16 protein-coding genes are annotated in these 15,792 nt (G+C 68.3%); 11 read left to right on the plus strand and 5 right to left on the minus strand.

The features are described 5' to 3' along the window. Positions 1 to 43 precede the first annotated feature (43 nt). From GXN78_RS19650 to GXN78_RS19660, 3 genes are read left to right on the plus strand one after another with little or no spacing between them, the layout of a single operon-like run. Positions 44 to 955, plus strand: a complete 912-nt coding sequence (locus tag GXN78_RS19650; protein ID WP_106555080.1) for an ABC transporter permease — start codon at positions 44 to 46, stop codon at positions 953 to 955. A 17-nt stretch (positions 956 to 972) separates the two neighbouring features. Beyond that, positions 973 to 1,965 (plus strand): ABC transporter ATP-binding protein, encoded by a 993-nt coding sequence (locus tag GXN78_RS19655; RefSeq protein ID WP_106555079.1) that lies wholly within the window; start codon positions 973 to 975, stop codon positions 1,963 to 1,965. Then, positions 1,962 to 2,957 (plus strand): dipeptide ABC transporter ATP-binding protein, encoded by a 996-nt coding sequence (locus GXN78_RS19660; RefSeq protein WP_106555078.1) that lies wholly within the window; start codon positions 1,962 to 1,964, stop codon positions 2,955 to 2,957. The genes GXN78_RS19655 and GXN78_RS19660 overlap by 4 nt, the downstream gene beginning before the upstream one ends. A gap of 9 nt (positions 2,958 to 2,966) precedes the next feature. On the opposite strand, the gene zwf is transcribed toward GXN78_RS19660, so the two are convergent. Then, the gene (gene zwf, locus GXN78_RS19665) at positions 2,967 to 4,442 is read right to left on the minus strand and encodes a glucose-6-phosphate dehydrogenase (protein WP_106555077.1); all 1,476 of its coding nucleotides are present in this window, start codon (positions 4,440 to 4,442) and stop codon (positions 2,967 to 2,969) included. Between the two features lie 139 nt (positions 4,443 to 4,581). Between zwf and GXN78_RS19670 the strand changes: the two genes are divergently transcribed. Beyond that, entirely contained in the window at positions 4,582 to 5,247 is a 666-nt protein-coding gene (locus tag GXN78_RS19670) for an HAD family phosphatase (RefSeq protein WP_106555076.1), read from the plus strand. Here GXN78_RS19670 and GXN78_RS19675 read toward each other — a convergent pair. After that, positions 5,193 to 5,867: a lipocalin family protein gene (locus tag GXN78_RS19675; protein WP_106555075.1), complete on the minus strand. Its 675-nt coding sequence runs from the start codon at positions 5,865 to 5,867 to the stop codon at positions 5,193 to 5,195. The genes GXN78_RS19670 and GXN78_RS19675 overlap by 55 nt on opposite strands. Positions 5,868 to 5,974: 107 nt before the next feature. Here GXN78_RS19675 and tal point away from each other — a divergent pair, with 107 nt between their 5' ends. The 3 genes from tal to GXN78_RS19690 all read left to right on the plus strand — a co-directional run bounded on the left by tal (position 5,975) and on the right by GXN78_RS19690 (position 8,898). Continuing rightward, positions 5,975 to 6,928, plus strand: a complete 954-nt coding sequence (gene tal / locus GXN78_RS19680; RefSeq protein WP_106555074.1) for a transaldolase — start codon at positions 5,975 to 5,977, stop codon at positions 6,926 to 6,928. Continuing rightward, complete coding sequence (gene pgi, locus GXN78_RS19685; protein ID WP_106555073.1) at positions 6,925 to 8,472, plus strand: glucose-6-phosphate isomerase; 1,548 nt, start codon at positions 6,925 to 6,927, stop codon at positions 8,470 to 8,472. The genes tal and pgi overlap by 4 nt, the downstream gene beginning before the upstream one ends. A gap of 87 nt (positions 8,473 to 8,559) precedes the next feature. Then, positions 8,560 to 8,898 (plus strand): DUF805 domain-containing protein, encoded by a 339-nt coding sequence (locus GXN78_RS19690; protein ID WP_106555072.1) that lies wholly within the window; start codon positions 8,560 to 8,562, stop codon positions 8,896 to 8,898. 84 nt (positions 8,899 to 8,982) lie between these two features. Here the strand turns inward: GXN78_RS19690 and groL are convergent, their stop codons facing one another. Both groL and groES read right to left on the minus strand, forming a co-directional pair. Then, entirely contained in the window at positions 8,983 to 10,635 is a 1,653-nt protein-coding gene (gene groL / locus GXN78_RS19695) for a chaperonin GroEL (protein WP_106555071.1), read from the minus strand. Between the two features lie 85 nt (positions 10,636 to 10,720). After that, positions 10,721 to 11,014 carry a co-chaperone GroES gene (groES, locus tag GXN78_RS19700; protein ID WP_106555070.1) on the minus strand — a complete coding sequence of 98 codons (294 nt, stop codon included), beginning with the start codon at positions 11,012 to 11,014 and terminating at the stop codon, positions 10,721 to 10,723. 278 nt (positions 11,015 to 11,292) lie between these two features. Here groES and GXN78_RS19705 point away from each other — a divergent pair, with 278 nt between their 5' ends. After that, entirely contained in the window at positions 11,293 to 11,658 is a 366-nt protein-coding gene (locus GXN78_RS19705) for a hypothetical protein (RefSeq protein ID WP_106555069.1), read from the plus strand. Here the strand turns inward: GXN78_RS19705 and GXN78_RS19710 are convergent. Then, complete coding sequence (locus GXN78_RS19710; RefSeq protein WP_106555068.1) at positions 11,655 to 13,271, minus strand: bifunctional 3-(3-hydroxy-phenyl)propionate/3-hydroxycinnamic acid hydroxylase; 1,617 nt, start codon at positions 13,269 to 13,271, stop codon at positions 11,655 to 11,657. The two genes, GXN78_RS19705 and GXN78_RS19710, sit on opposite strands and share 4 nt — an antisense overlap. Before the next feature lie 177 nt (positions 13,272 to 13,448). On the opposite strand from GXN78_RS19710, the gene GXN78_RS19715 reads away from it, so the two are divergent. Genes GXN78_RS19715 through GXN78_RS19725 form a run of 3 tightly spaced genes read left to right on the plus strand, consistent with a single transcriptional unit; the run spans position 13,449 to position 15,762 of the window. Next, complete coding sequence (locus GXN78_RS19715) at positions 13,449 to 14,513, plus strand: alcohol dehydrogenase catalytic domain-containing protein (protein ID WP_164255559.1); 1,065 nt, start codon at positions 13,449 to 13,451, stop codon at positions 14,511 to 14,513. Between the two features lie 12 nt (positions 14,514 to 14,525). Further along, positions 14,526 to 15,068 carry a cupin domain-containing protein gene (locus tag GXN78_RS19720; RefSeq protein WP_106555066.1) on the plus strand — a complete coding sequence of 181 codons (543 nt, stop codon included), beginning with the start codon at positions 14,526 to 14,528 and terminating at the stop codon, positions 15,066 to 15,068. Positions 15,069 to 15,072: 4 nt separating this feature from the next. Next, positions 15,073 to 15,762 carry an FCD domain-containing protein gene (locus GXN78_RS19725; protein WP_106555065.1) on the plus strand — a complete coding sequence of 230 codons (690 nt, stop codon included), beginning with the start codon at positions 15,073 to 15,075 and terminating at the stop codon, positions 15,760 to 15,762. The last annotated feature ends 30 nt before the right edge of the window (positions 15,763 to 15,792 follow it).

The raw sequence follows: 15,792 nt of genomic DNA on the forward strand, positions 1-15,792 counted from the left end.
ACTCCGGGGGCCTGCGATGCAGGCCCGCTTTTTAGGCCTCCCGATGAAAAAGACACTGGCCCGCTGGCTAGACAGCGACATCGGCCACAGTTTCCGCACCTCGCCGGTCGCGATGCTCGCGGCGGCAATCGCCTTCGTCTGCGTCTTCTGTTCGGTCTTCGCCGGATGGGTATCGCCGCACAACCCCTTCGACCTTGCCGCGCTCGAGCTCGGCGATGCGCGCCTGCCGCCCGCCTGGGAGGCCGAGGGCACGACCAAGTACCTGCTGGGCACCGACGACCAGGGCCGCGACATCCTGTCGGCGCTGATCTACGGCGCACGCATCTCGCTGGTCGTCGGCATGGTTTCGGTGGTGCTGTCGGTCATGGTCGGCGTGCTGCTGGGGCTGCTGGCCGGCTTCTGGGGCGGATGGCTCGATGCCTTCCTGATGCGCGTGTGCGACGTGATGCTGTCCTTCCCGCCCATCCTGGTCGCGCTGCTGATCGCCGGCGTGGGGCGCGCGCTGTTCCCCAATGCGCACGACACGGTCGCCTTCAGCGTGCTGATCATCTCGATCTCGCTCACCGGCTGGGTGCAGTACGCGCGCACCGTGCGCGGTTCGACCATGGTCGAGCGCAACAAGGAGTACGTGCAGGCCGCGCGCGTGACGGGCGTCGCACCGCTTCGCATCATGCGCCGGCACGTGTTGCCCAACGTGCTGGGGCCGGTGCTGGTGCTGGCCACCATCCAGGTCGCGACCGCGATCATCACCGAGGCGACGCTGTCCTTCCTGGGCGTGGGCGTGCCGCCGACCTCGCCTTCGCTGGGCACCTTGATCCGCGTCGGCAACGACTACCTGTTCTCGGGCGAATGGTGGATCACCGTCTTCCCCGGCCTGATGCTGATCCTGATCGCGCTGAGCGTGAACCTCCTGGGCGACTGGCTGCGCGACGCCCTCAACCCCCGACTGCGCTGAAGCCAGGAGCACACCGAATGAGTCTTCTGCAAGTCCGCAACCTGATGGTCGAATTCCCGCACCGCCGCGGCACGCTGCGCGCGCTGGACGACATCAGCTTCGAGATCGCGCCGGGCGAGATTCTGGGCGTGGTGGGCGAGTCGGGCGCGGGCAAGTCCTTGACCGGCGCGGCCATCATCGGCCTCTTGGAGCCGCCCGGGCGCGTGGCCGCCGGGCAGATCGTGCTGGAGGGCCAGCGCATCGACAACCTGGGCCATGAGGCCATGCGCCACATCCGCGGGCGCAAGATCGGCGCCATCTTCCAGGATCCGCTGACCTCCCTGAATCCGCTCTACACCATCGGCCGGCAGCTGACCGAGACCATCCGCACCCACCTGCCCGTGGGAGAGGAGGAAGCGCGCCGACGCGCCATTGGCTTGCTGCAGGACACCGGCATCCCCGGCGCCGCGCAGCGCATCGATCACTTTCCGCACCAGTTCTCCGGTGGCATGCGCCAGCGGGTGGTGATTGCCCTGGCCCTGGCCGCGGAGCCCAAGCTGATCGTGGCGGATGAGCCGACCACCGCGCTGGACGTTTCGATCCAGGCGCAGATCATCACGCTGCTCAAGCGCATCTGCAAAGAGCGCGGCGCGGCGGTGATGCTGATCACCCATGACATGGGCGTGATTGCCGAGACCTGCGACCGCGTGGCCGTGATGTACGCAGGCCGCATCGCCGAGATCGGCCCGGTGCAGGAGGTGATCCACCAGCCCGCGCATCCCTACACCTCGGGCCTGATGGCCGCCATCCCCGACATGACGATGGACCGCGAACGCCTCAACCAGATCGACGGCGCCATGCCGCGCCTGAACGCCATTCCGCGCGGTTGCGCCTACAACCCGCGCTGCCCGCGCGTCTTCGACCGCTGCCTGGTCGAGCGGCCCGACCTGCTCAACGCCGGCGCGACCCGGGCCGCCTGTTGGTTGCACGATGCGCACAGCACGTCATCGGTCGATGGGATCGCAGCATGAGTAGTGAATTGGTCCAGGCCAACGATCTGGCCAAGGTCTTCGACGTCTCCCCGCCCTGGCTCAACCGCGTGCTCGAACGCAAGCCGCGGCTGCTGCTGCGCGCGGTGGACGGCGTGAGCTTCTCCATCGAGCGCGGCAAGACCCTGGCCCTGGTCGGCGAATCCGGCTGCGGTAAGAGCACCGTCGCGCGCCTGCTCGTGGGCCTGTACGAGCCCACCCGCGGCGGCATGCACTTCGATGGCCAGGACGCCCATGCCGCCTTCAAGAGTGCCGAGGGCCGCAAGCTGCGCCGCCGCATCCAGATGATCTTCCAGGACCCCTATGCCAGCCTCAACCCGCGCTGGCTGGTGGAGGACATCGTCGGCGAGCCCCTGCGCGAGCACGAGATCCTGAAGGAAGGCCCCGCGCTGAAGGCGCGCGTCGGCGAGTTGCTGCAGTCCGTCGGCCTGAGCCCGCTGGACATGGTCAAGTACCCCCACCAGTTCTCCGGCGGCCAGCGCCAGCGCATCTCCATCGCCCGGGCCCTGGCCACTCAGCCCGAGTTCCTGGTGTGCGATGAGCCCACCTCTGCGCTGGACGTCAGCGTGCAGGCCCAAGTCCTTAACATCATGAAGGACCTGCAGCGCGAGCGCGGCCTGACCTATCTCTTCATCTCGCACAACCTCGCCGTGGTGCGCCATGTGGCCGACCAGGTCGGCGTGATGTACCTCGGGCGGCTGGTGGAGGTGGCCGACAAGGCCAAGCTCTTCGAGGCGCCGCAGCACCCCTACACCCGCATGCTGCTGGAGGCCATCCCCAAGATGAAGCACGCGGGCGATGCGCGCATCCCGGTGCAGGGCGAGGTCCCCAACCCGCTCAACCCGCCGACCGGCTGCACATTCCATCCGCGCTGCCCGCATGCCAATGCGCGCTGCAAGGCCGAGCGTCCGCCGCTGCAGATGCTGCGCGGCGTGCAGGTGGCCTGCCACGCCGTGGAGGAAGGCAGGATCTGAGAGCGGTACCTACTGCTCTTCGCTCCACGCAAACCCATCGCGCGCAATCATCGCGCTCGATGCGCTGGGCCCCCAGGTGCCCGCTGCGTAAGGGCGCGGCGGCCCGTCCGAGGCCCAGCTGTCGATCAGCGGCTCGACCCAGCGCCAGGCTTCTTCCTGCTCGTCGCTGCGCACGAAGAGGTTGAGCCGGCCGTCGATCACATCGAGCAGCAGGCGTTCGTAGGCGCCCACGCGCTCGGAGCCGAAACGCTTGTCGAAGTCGAGGTCCAGCTGCACCGGTGCCAGCTGCGGCCCGGCGTAGCGGGGACCGTTGCCGCTGCGGTGGCGGCCGTCCTGCGCCTGCGCGAGCATGTGCAGCTCCAGCCCGTCCCTGGGCTGCAGGTTGATCACCAGCTTGTTGAAGGCGTTGGTCGGCGCCCGGAAAATCGCGTGCGGCGTCGGCTTGAAGTTGACCGTGATGTGCGCATCGCGCGAGGCCAGCCGCTTGCCGGTGCGGATGTAGAGCGGCACGCCGGCCCAGCGCCAGTTGGCGATCTCGGTGCGCAGCGCGACGAAGGTCTCGGTGCGGCTTTCGGGGTCGACGCCCGGCTCGTCGCGGTAGCCCTGCACGCGCTCGCCGTAGGCCGTGCCGGCGGCGTACTGCCCGCGGATCGCGTGCAGCCCGATGGATTCCGCCGTCCACGGCTTGAGCGCGCGCAGCACCTTGAGCTTTTCGTCGCGGATGGCGTCGGCATGGGCGTTGATCGGCGGCTCCATGCCGATGGCGCAGACCAGCTGCAGCGCGTGGTTCTGCACCATGTCGCGCAGCGCGCCGGTCTGGTCGTAGAAGGCGCCGCGCTTCTCGACACCCAGGTCTTCGGCGATCGTGATCTCGATGTTGGCGATGTGCTCGCGGCGCCAGATCGGCTCGAACAGCGCGTTGCCGAAGCGCATCGCGAACAGGTTCTGCACCGAGGGCTTGCCCAGGTAGTGGTCGATGCGGAACACCTGGTGCTCGGCGAGCACCTTGCACACCGCCTTGTTGATGGCGCGGTTGGAGGCCAGGTCGTGGCCGAGCGGCTTCTCGAGCACCACGCGCGTCTTGGGGCCGTTGAGCCCGGCCGCGGCGATCTGCTCCACCACCTGCGTGAAAAGAGCCGGCGCGGTGGCGAGGTACATCACGACCGTGCTCGCGTCGCGCTGCTTGAGCAGGTCGGCGAGCTTCGCGTAGTCCTGCGCCCTCGACAGGTCCATGCGCAGGTAGTACAGCATCGAGGCGAACTTCTTGAACTCCTCAGGGCTCGGCCGCTTGGCACCCTCGACCGCCGCGAAGCGCGACTGGATCAGCTCGCGGTAGCCGTCGTCGGACAGCTCGTCGCGCGCCACGCCGATGATGCGGCCGTCCTCGGGCAGGCTGCCGTGGCGAAAGGCCTGGAACAGTGCCGGCATCAGCTTGCGCCACGCGAGGTCGCCGGTACCGCCAAAGAGGACGAGATCGAAACTCATGGATAAAAACCCGTGTTGTCGTGGTGATGTTTCGCGCTTGAAGCCCGCCTGCGAATGTTAACGGACGCTGTCGCGCCGGCGACTTCGCTTAAGCTTCGGGCCGGTCCCCGGGGACCTTTTTGTTTTTGAACGAGCAGGCATGAAGAACGTTGTGTTCGATCTCGGCGCGGTGCTGCTGAGCTGGGAGCCGGTGTCGCTGGTGCATGCGGTGCTGGCGCCGCACACGCCCACGGCGCAGGCCGCGCACGCCCTGGCGCGCGAGATGTTCCATCACGAGGACTGGCTGGGCTTCGACCGCGGCACGCACAGCCTGGAGGACGCCATCGGGCGCATGGCGCTGCGCCTGTCGCTGCCGGCGGAGCGGCTCAGCACCACGCTCGCGCCGATGGGCGAGCGCCTGGAGCCGATCGCAGTCACCATCGAGCTGCTGGGCGAGCTGCGCGCGCGCCGCGACGCCGGCGAGGCGCTCAGACTCTTCTACCTGTCGAACATGCCGGTGCCCTATGCGCGCGTGCTCGAGCAGCGCCATGCCTTCTTCGACTGGTTCGACGGCGGCATCTTCTCGGGCGACGTTCGCATAATCAAGCCGCAGCCCGAGATCTACGAGCTGCTCGCCGCGCGCTACGGCCTGCAAGCCTCAGAGACGGTGTTCATCGACGACTCGGCCGCCAACGTGTTGGCCGCGCGGTCGCTCGGCTGGCAGGCCATCCACTGCGAGGCGCCGAGCGCGCTGCCGGCGCAGCTGGCGCCCTATCTGCCGGTGCGCTCGACCTTGTCGACTTCGAAGCCCAGCGAGCGCGCGTAGTCGAGCTCGGCCTGCAGCGCAGCGTCCTCCAGCCGCGGCGCGCGCGACAGCACCCATAGGCACTTGCGGTCCGGCGTGCCGACCAGCGCGACCTGATAGTCCCGGTCGAGCCTGAGGATCCAGTAATCGCCCCAGACCAGGGGCAGCCAGCGCAGCCACTCCGGTGCGAAGCACACCTCGAGCCGGCCGGCGCCGGGCTGCCCGGCGACCGGCGCGACGCGCGCCACGCCGCTCGACTCGTCGAAGCGGCCGTCCGGCAGGATGCAGCGGTTCAGCACCTGCAGGCCGCTGCCATCCTCCTTCAGCGTGTATTCGGCCGTGACCGGACCGGCGCAGCGTCTCTCGAAACGGTTCGGCAGGCGCGCCTGCTCGTGCCACAGGCCCACGTAGCGTTGCAGGTCGACCGGGGCGACCACCTGCAGCGGCGCGCGCATCAGCGGCGCTCCGTCGGCCGGGCCGGCCAGACGCGCGGTGCGGGCGGTTCGGGCGGTGTTGAAGGCCAGCAGCGTCAGCACGCCGCCGACGCAAAAGGCCGTGGCAAGGGTCCCGATCGACGCGCTGTGGACGCGGTCGTCGAAGACGACGCGGGGTCGCGAGGCAGGCAGTTGGCGGCGGGGCATGGGCATTCCTTCGATTCGGTCGAAGTCCGACCGTAGCCGCGGGCGCTCGCCGGCTCCGTCAGCCAGGGACCACACGAACTGTAGTTTTGCGGCGGGATAATGGCCGCATGAACCAACTCGATGCCCTCCGACAGTGGACCACCGTGGTGGCCGACACCGGCGATTTCCGCCAACTGGCCCAGTTCAAGCCCCAGGACGCGACCACCAATCCGTCCCTCATCCTCAAGGCGGTGCAGAAGGCCGAGTACCGGCCGCTGCTCGACGAGGCGGTGAAGAAGCATGGCCAGTTGGCGACCGACGAGATCATCGACCGCCTGCTGGTGCGCTTCGGCACCGAGATCCTGTCGCTCATCCCGGGCCGGGTCTCCACCGAGGTGGATGCGCGCCTCAGCTTCGACACCGCCGCCACCGTGGCGCGGGCCGAGCGCATCGTGGCGCTCTACCGTGCCGAGGACGTCGACACCGAGAAGCGCGTGCTGATCAAGATCGCCGCCACCTGGGAAGGCATCGAGGCGGCGCGCCAGCTGGAGCAGAAGGGCATCCACACCAACCTCACGCTGCTCTTCTCCTTTGCCCAGGCGGTGGCCTGCGGTGCGGCGGGCGTGCAGCTGATCTCGCCCTTCGTCGGCCGCATCTACGATTGGCACAAGAAGGCGGCCGGCAGCGCCTGGGACGAAGCGGCCCGCGCGGGCGCCAACGACCCCGGCGTCCAGTCGGTGCGCCAGATCTTCGACTACTACAAGAAGCACGGCATCCGCACCGAGGTGATGGGCGCGAGCTTCCGCAACATGGGCCAGATCGCGGCGCTGGCGGGCTGCGACCTGCTCACCATCAGCCCCGAGCTGCTGGGCGAGCTCGCCGCCAGTGAGGCCCCGCTGGCGCACGCGCTGGACGCGGACCCCGCGCGGGCGCTCGACATCCCGAAGCTGGTGCTCGACGAGCCGGCCTTTCGCTTCGCCCTCAATGAGGACGCGATGGCCACCGAGAAGCTGGCCGAGGGCATCCGCGCCTTCGCGGCCGACGCGGTCAAGCTGGAAAAACTGATGGAGGAGGTCGCATGACACGAACACGCTGCGATCGCACGCCGGCGTGGGGCCGGCTCCAGGCGCATTACGACACGGCCGGCCGCGGCTTCGACCTGCGTGAGGCCTTTGCCGCCGATCCGCAGCGCTTCGGAGCCTTCAGCCAGTCCGCGCCGCATCTCTTCGCCGATCTGTCCAAGAACCTGATCGACGCGAAGACCGAGGAACTGCTGCTGGCGCTGGCCCGCGAGGCCGGCCTCGAGGCGCATCGCGACGCCATGTTCGCGGGCGAGCACATCAATGCCACCGAAGACCGCGCCGTGCTCCACACGCTGCTGCGTGCGCCGGCCTCGATGACCGTGCCGCCCTCGCTGGCGGGCGAACTGGCCCAGGTGCACGCCACGCTCGACGCCATGCTGGCCTATGCCGAGCGGGTGCGCGCCGACCACACCATCACCGACGTCGTCAACATCGGCATCGGTGGCTCGGACCTGGGGCCCCAGATGGTGGTGCGCGCCCTCGATGCCTACGTGGCGCCGGGCAAGCGCTTCCATTTCGTCTCCAACGTCGACGGCCACGAACTCGCCGGGGTGCTGCGCGGCCTGGCGCCCGAGCACACGCTGTTCCTGGTCGCCTCCAAGACCTTCACCACGGCCGAGACCATGGCCAACGCGCACTCGGCCAAGCGCTGGTTCGAGCAGTCCGGCAACGTCGACATCGCCCACCATTTCGCCGCGCTCACCACCAACGTCGAGGCGGCGCGCGCCTTCGGCATCGAGACCACCTTCGGCTTCTGGGATTGGGTGGGCGGGCGCTATTCGCTGTGGTCTTCCATCGGGCTGCCGATCGCGCTGGCCATCGGCCCCGAGGGCTTCCGCCGCCTGCTGGCCGGCGCCCACGCGATGGACGAGCATTTTCGAACCGCCCCGCTGGTGCAGAACCTGCCTGTGCGCCTGGGGCTGCTCGACGTCTGGTACCGCAACTTCCACCGCTTCACCAGCCGCAGCATCGCGCCGTATCACAGCGCGCTGCAGCGCCTGCCGGCCTACCTGCAGCAGCTCGAGATGGAGAGCAACGGCAAGCAGGTCGACGCCAGCGGCGCCGCACTGCCGCTGGGCACCTCGCCGGTGCTGTGGGGCGAGCCTGGCACCAACGGGCAGCATGCCTATTTCCAGATGCTGCACCAGGGCACGGACGTGATCCCGCTGGAGTTCATTGCCGTGCGCGAGCCGGCGCACGACCTGGAAGGCCACCACCCCAAGCTGCTGGCCAATGCGCTCGCGCAGGCCCAGGCCTTGATGGTCGGCAAGCAGGACGCGGGCGGTCACCGCAACTTCCCGGGCAACCGGCCGAGCAGCTTCTTCGTCTTCGACCAGCTGAACCCGGAGGCTCTGGGCGCCTTCCTCGCGATGTACGAGCACCGGGTGTTCACCAGCGGCGCGCTGTGGGGCATCAACAGTTTCGACCAGTGGGGCGTGGAGCTCGGCAAGGTGCTGGCCAAGGACATCGAGCCGCGGCTGGCTTCGGGTGACACCGCGGGGCTGGATGCCTCCACCGCCGGCCTGCTGGCCCGGTTGCGCTAGACGCACGTCGTCATCAAAAGCCGGCGGACCGCCCTTTATGATGGCCGCGGGAGTTTTCCCGTGGGAACTATCAAGAGGAGCTGTTCGATGAATTTTCAAGAAGCCGTCAAGACCTGCTTCAGCAAGTACGTGGACTTCAGCGGCCGCGCCTCGCGGTCCGAGTACTGGTGGTTCGTGCTGGCCTATGTGATCGTCGCGATCGTGGCCGGCTTCATTCACGAGATCGTCTATGGCCTCGTCATCCTTGCCTTCCTGCTGCCGATGCTGTCGGCCGGCGCGCGCCGCCTGCACGACATCGGCAAGAGCGGGTGGTGGCTGTTGCTGGGCCTGATCCCGCTGGTGAACCTGGTGCTGCTGTACTTCGCGGTGCAGCCGAGCCAGCCCGAGAGCAACGAATACGGCGCACCGCCGCTCGCCGTGGCCTGAGGCCCGACGCCTTCAATCGCCCCAAATGAAAAAACCCCGCGGCTCGCACCGCGGGGTTTTTTGTTGGCTGAAGCGCCGGGCTGATTACATGCCCATGCCGCCCATGCCACCCATGCCGCCCATGTCGGGCATGCCGCCGCCGCCAGGCGCTTCGTCCTTCGGCGCTTCGGCGACCATGGCTTCGGTCGTCAGCAGCAGCGAAGACACGGAAGCGGCGTTCTGCAGCGCCGTGCGGGTCACCTTGGTCGGGTCCAGGATGCCCATCTCGAGCATGTCGCCGTAGGTGTCGTTCTGCGCATTGAAGCCGTAGTTGCCCTTGCCGGCCAGCACCGCGTTCACCACCACGCTGGCTTCGCCGCCGGCGTTGAACACGATCTCGCGCAGCGGCGCTTCGATGGCCTTGAGCACCAGGCGGATGCCGGCGTCCTGGTCAGCGTTGTCGCCCTTGACCTTGTCGCCCAGGGCCTGCTTGGCGCGCAGCAGCGCCACGCCGCCGCCGGCCACCACGCCTTCTTCCACTGCCGCGCGGGTGGCGTGCAGGGCGTCTTCGACGCGGGCCTTCTTTTCCTTCATCTCGACTTCGGTGGCGGCACCGACCTTGATCACCGCCACGCCGCCGGCCAGCTTGGCCACGCGCTCTTGCAGCTTCTCGCGGTCGTAGTCGCTGGTGGCTTCCTCGATCTGCACGCGGATCTGCTTCACGCGGGCTTCGATGTCGCCTGCAGCGCCGGCGCCGTCGATGAGGATGGTGTTTTCCTTGCCCACTTCGATGCGCTTGGCCTGGCCGAGGTCAGCCAGCGTCACCTTCTCGAGGGTCAGGCCCACTTCTTCGGCGATGACCTTGCCGCCCGTCAGGATGGCGATGTCTTCCAGCATGGCCTTGCGGCGGTCGCCGAAGCCAGGCGCCTTGACGGCCACGACCTTCAGGATGCCGCGGATGGTGTTGACCACCAGCGTCGCCAGGGCTTCGCCTTCGACTTCTTCCGCGATGATCAGCAGCGGACGGCCGGCCTTGGCCACTTGCTCCAGCGTGGGCAGCAGGTCGCGGATGTTGCTGATCTTCTTGTCGAACAGCAGCACGAACGGGTTCTCGAGGATCGCGCTTTGCTTTTCGGGGTTGTTGATGAAGTAGGGCGACAGGTAGCCGCGGTCGAACTGCATGCCCTCGACGACTTCCAGTTCGCTGTCGAGCGACTTGCCGTCTTCGACGGTGATCACGCCTTCCTTGCCGACCTTGTCCATCGCGTCAGCGATGATCTTGCCGATGGTCTCGTCGCTGTTGGCCGAGATCGAGCCGACCTGCGCGATTTCCTTCGAGGTGGTGGTGGCCTTCGAAGCCTTCTTCAGCTCTTCGACCAGGGCGGTGACCGCCTTGTCGATGCCGCGCTTCAGGTCCATCGGGTTCATGCCCGCGGCCACGTACTTGAAGCCTTCGCGAACGATGGCCTGGGCCAGCACGGTCGCGGTGGTGGTGCCGTCACCGGCGTTGTCCGAGGTCTTGGAGGCCACTTCCTTCACGAGCTGGGCGCCCATGTTCTGGAGCTTGTCCTTGAGCTCGATTTCCTTGGCGACCGACACGCCGTCCTTGGTCACGGTGGGGGCGCCGAAGGAGCGCTCGAGCACCACGTTGCGGCCCTTGGGGCCCAGGGTCACCTTGACCGCGTTGGCCAGGATGTTCACGCCTTCGACCATGCGTGCGCGGGCTTCGCCGCCGAAGACTACGTCTTTTGCTGCCATGAGATATCTCCGAAAAAAATGATGATCCAGTCAGTTGGGGACAGAGCAGCGATCGCTTCGCGCTCGCCTGGTCTGTCCCGCAAAATCACTTCGCTTCAACGACCGCGAACAGGTCGTCTTCCTTCATGACCAGCAGCTCGTCGCCGTCGACCTTGACGGTCTGGCCGCTGTACTTGCCGAACAGGACGCGGTCGCCGACCTTGACGCTCATGGGAGCCAGCTCGCCCTTGTCGGTCTTCTTGCCAGGACCGACGGCCAGCACTTCACCCTGGTCGGGCTTTTCGGCGGCGTTGTCGGGGATCACGATGCCCGAGGCGGTCTTGGTTTCGCTTTCAATGCGCTTGACGATCACGCGATCGTGCAAAGGACGAAGTTTCATTGCATCTCCTGGATAAGAAACGGGGTTCGGTTTTGGGCTGCGGCCTGATGGCCACCTGCCCTGCCACTGGAAGCGGGTGTTGTTAGCACTCCTCTTCAGCGAGTGCTAATGATAAGGGCAATTCTGACGCTTTCAAGCGGGCGAGGGCGCGGCGCGCTTGCAGTTGTCGGTTCTTGAGGAGCGACCACTGGACATTCGTGAACGCGCCACCTAACTTTCGGAGGGCGGGCCGCAGAGCTGTTTTTCAGAGGGGCGGCCGGCCTCACCGGGAGACCATCATGACGACAGCGATTGCGCAACAGGTTTGCCTCCAGCTCGACAGCCGATTGACCGCGGCTGAAGCTGTGCTGGCGACCGGCGGCATGGCATCCCCCGTTCTCGTGGCGGTCGTCGCGGAGTTTCGGCGGAAGTTTGCGAAAACGCGGCCCGCAGTGGAAGGCGACGCTGTCCCCGGTCAACGCGAGGCCGTGTTCGAGCTCGAACAGGCGGCCGATAGCGCCAAGTGGGCGGCTTTGGCCGACCCAGGTGCGTCCGAGCAGATCAAGCTGGCAGTCGTCGCCGCGCACGACTCGATCTGCTGGTTCAAGGCGACCGGCGGCCTGCTCGACCGGGAGTACGCCGAACAAGACCCGCTCGCCTCCTAACCCGAAGCGGCGTCGGCCGACAGCGAACAAGGCTCTCGCAAGCCGGCCGACTGGCGCGCCCACTCCAGCAGCTCTGCGGCGCCGCCGATGTCCGCAGCCACACCGTAGACGATGTGGTCGGGACGCACCAGCGCCGCGCCGCAGCCCTGCGCCTCGAACCAGCGGGCGAGCACGCCGTCGGCCTCGGCCAAGCCGAGCAGGCCCTCGATGCCATTGGCGTCGTGCAGGCACACGGCCTTGGCATCGAGTGCATCCAAGCCGCTTTGCAGCGCCTGGAGCTGAGCCGGCGCGGGTGCCTCGCGCAGGAACAACAAGAAGCCCCGGGGCAGCAGGTCGTCCATCATCTCCGCGGCGCCATGGGCGCCGACCCTGCCCACCGCCTGCGGGAACGGCGTCCCGGCGGCGTCGTGGCCGGGTTCGACCAGGCCGTGGCGCACGCCGGGCAGCAGGCTTTGCCGCAGCTGCACCCGGACCTCGCCGCCTTGCTGCGCCCGCAGGCCCTGGTCGCGCTGCGCGGCGCGCGCGGGATCGCGCTCGCAGATGATCTGGCCCAGGCGCTTGACGGTGCGGGTGGTTTCCTCGACCTGCGGGCCGCGCTCCGTCCCGTAGCTGTCCAGCAGCGACTCGGGGGCTTTGCCGCGCAGCACCCAGTCCAGCTTCCAGGCCAGGTTGGTCGCGTCGCGCAGGCCCTGGCACATGCCCTGGGCGAGGAAAGGCGGCATCTGGTGCGCCGCATCGCCGGCGAGCAGCACGCGTCCCCGGCGCCAGGGGTCGAGGACCACGGCGTGGAAGCGATAGGTCGCGGCGCGCCAGATGCGCGCCTCGTGCGGGGCCAGCCAGGGCGCCAGCAGCTTCCAGATCGCCTCGTGCGGCATGTCGCGCTGCCCCGTCTCGTGCGGCAGCAGCAGGAACTCCCAGCGCCGGTGCGTGCCGGGCCCCACCACATAGGTGCAGGGCCGGGCCGGGTTGCAGTACTGGATATTGGTGGCCGGCAGGCGCTCGAGCACGTCCTCGTCGATGTGCATGTCGATCACCACCCAGGGCTCGTCGAAGTCCAGGCTCCTGAGCTGCAGCCCGAGCTGCTTGCGCGCGGGGCTGGTTCCACCGTCGCAGGCGATCACGTAGCGCGCGCGGACCTCGCCCGAGCTGCCGTCCGGCGCGCGCACGGACAGCCGCACCTGCTCGCCCTCGTCCTCGATGAAGCCGACTTCATGGCCCAGGTGGACCGACACGGAGGGCATCAGCCCCACGGCACGGCGCAGCGACGCCTCGAGGGCCGGCTGGTTGAAGGTATAGGACGGTGCCCAGGCCAGCGGGTAGGGCGAGGGCCCCATGTCGAAGTGCTGGATCGGCTCGCCGTCCGCGCCTTGGTAGATCGTGGGGCGGTAGGGCGTCATGTGCGGCGCCAGTGCCCCGGCGATGCCGATCTCCTGGAAGGTGCGCATCGCCTCGTGGTCCAGGGCGAAGGCGCGCGGCAGCGGATAGATCTGCTCCGACTTGTCGAACACGGCCACGCGCCGGCCGCGCCGGCCCAGCAGTGCCGCCAGCGTGGCGCCGACGGGGCCGAAGCCGACGATGGCCACCTCCACGGGTGGGCCGGGAATGGGATTCATTGGGCGCTCTCCGAATGCAGAAATGGAAAATTGTGCATAAAATAATAATTTGCGCACCGGCGGGTTCCTCCGATGCCGGGCCGGCGGGCTGCTGCTGAAAAATGCACAAAAATCGAAGATGCCGGCGAGACTCCATGCCGATGATGAGCCGCGCGACTGCACAAGGTCGGCGCCCCGATGGAGATCGAGCAGCTGCCCATCCCCCAGCCCGCCGCCAACGACGTGCAGGTGCGGGTGCATGCCTGCGGCATCGTGCCGAACCTGGGCAACATCCTGGCGAACTGGACCACCTGGTTCCCCGAGCTGCCGCTGCCGCCGCTGCCAGCGGTCTTCGGGCTGGACCCGGCCGGCGAAGTGACGGCGGTCGGCTCGCACGTCCACACCTGGAAGCCCGGCGACCGCGTGTACGTGAACCCGAGCCTGTACTGCGGCGGCTGCCGCGCCTGCCGCAACGGCGACCTGATCAACTGCACGCACTACGCCTTCAGCGGCTACTTCGGCTTCTCGCAGAACTCGCTCAAGCTCTACAAGAACTACCCGTACGGCGGCCTCTCCGAGTACATGATCGCGCCGCAGTACGCGCTGGTGAAGCTGCCCGACAACGTCAGCTTCAACCAGGCGGCGCGCTTCGGCTACCTGGGCACGATGTACTCGGCCATGCGCAAGGCCAAGGTGGGGCCGGGCCGCAGCGTGCTGATCAACGGCATCAGCGGCACGCTGGGCCTCGGCGGCGCGCTGTTCGGCCTGGCCATGGGCGCCACGCACATCCTCGGCACCGGGCGCAACCAGGCGCTGCTGGAGCGCGTGAAGGCGCTGGCGCCGGATCGCATCGAGGTGTTCTCGAACGCGAACGGCGAGGCCATCGACGCATGGGCCAAGGCGCGCACCGACGGCTTGGGCGTGGACACCTTCATCGACGCGCTCGGCCCGGGTGCGCCGCACGAGACCATGCAGCAGGGCGTCCGTGCGCTCAAGCGCGGCGGCCGCGCCTTCAACATCGGCGCCATCGCCGGCATGGTCGGGATGGACCTGCACACCATGATGGACGAGCAGCAGAGCATCGAGGGCTCGGCCTGGTTCACCGCGGGCGAAGGCCAGGACATGGCCGACATGGCCGAGGCCGGCACGCTGGACCTGTCGGTCTTCGAGCATGTCTGCTATCCGCTGGACCGCGTGAACGAGGCGATCTCGGGCATCGCGACGCGCAACGGCGGCTTCAGCAACTTCGTCATCAACCCCTGAGCGAGGCCCGCCATGAAGATCCGACGAGTGGTGACGGGCACGGGCCCGGATGGCAAGGCGGTCGTGATGTCGGACGGGCCGGCGCCGCGTGCAGGCGCGTTCGAAACCGTGCCGGGCTTCGCCAACGCGCTCCTCTGGGCGACAGAGGCTTCCGATACCGTCGGCGCCGGCGCGCCGGCCGATCGCACGGTGGACGTGGGTTTCGTGCCCGGTGCCGGCGGCACCCGGCTGATGACGGTCGTGTTCCCGCCCGACGCCGTGATGATGCGTGCCGACTTCGATGCGGCCGCGTTCGGCGCCGAGTTCGCGCAGCGGGTTCCGGGCCTGGCCGAGAAGTTCGAGCCCGAGCACCCGGGCATGCACACCACCGACAGCATCGACTACGACATCGTGTTGGACGGCGAGATCACGCTGGAGCTCGACGACGGCGTGCAGGTGCCGCTGCGCCGCCACGACGTGGTCGTGCAGCACGGCAACCGGCATGCGTGGCGCAACCTGTCCGACCGGCCGGCGACGATGCTCTTCGTGCTGGTCGGCGCTCCGCGAAGGAGCTAGCGCCATGCACGGCAGCGAAGCGACGGACTACACCCCCACCCTCGTCGAACAGGCTTTCGGGCGCCTGCGCCAGGATGTGCTGGCGGGGACCCACGCCGCCGGCGCGAAGCTCAAGCTCGATGAACTGCAGAACGCCTATGGCTTCTCCAGCAGCCCCTTGCGCGAGGCCCTGAGCCGGCTTGCGCAGGAAGGCCTGGTGCGCGCCGACGAGCGCCGGGGCTTTCGCGTCGCGGCGATCTCCGCCGAGGACCTGGCCGACATCACCCGCATGCGGGTGATGCTGGACGTGCCGGCGCTGCGCGAAGCGATCGCGCATGGCGACGACGCCTGGGAGGCTGCGATCCTGGCCGCCTACCACCGCCTGGAGAAGGCGGAGTCGCGCCTCGGCGATGGGCCGGTGGTCCTGGACGACAGCTGGAGCGAGCTGCACCGGGCCTTTCATCTCGCGCTGATCGCGTCCTGTCCCTCGGAGCGCCAACGTGCCTGGAGCGCGAGCCTGTTCGACCAGGCCGAGCGCTACCGGCGCTTCTCGGCGCGTTTTCGCGAGGCGGCGCGCCGCAAATCGAACGAGCACCGGAAGATCATGGAGGCGACCCTGCGGCGCGACGCCGACACCGCGTGTGCGCTGCTGGAGGAACACATCCTAAGCACGCAGCGCAACGTGCAGTCGGCTTTGATTGCAGCCGAGGCCTGATGGCCTGTTCGCACGCCTCACCCGGCGGCG

It is taken from the genome of Variovorax sp. WS11 (assembly GCF_010499245.1).
In the GTDB taxonomy this organism is placed as follows: domain Bacteria; phylum Pseudomonadota; class Gammaproteobacteria; order Burkholderiales; family Burkholderiaceae_C; genus Variovorax.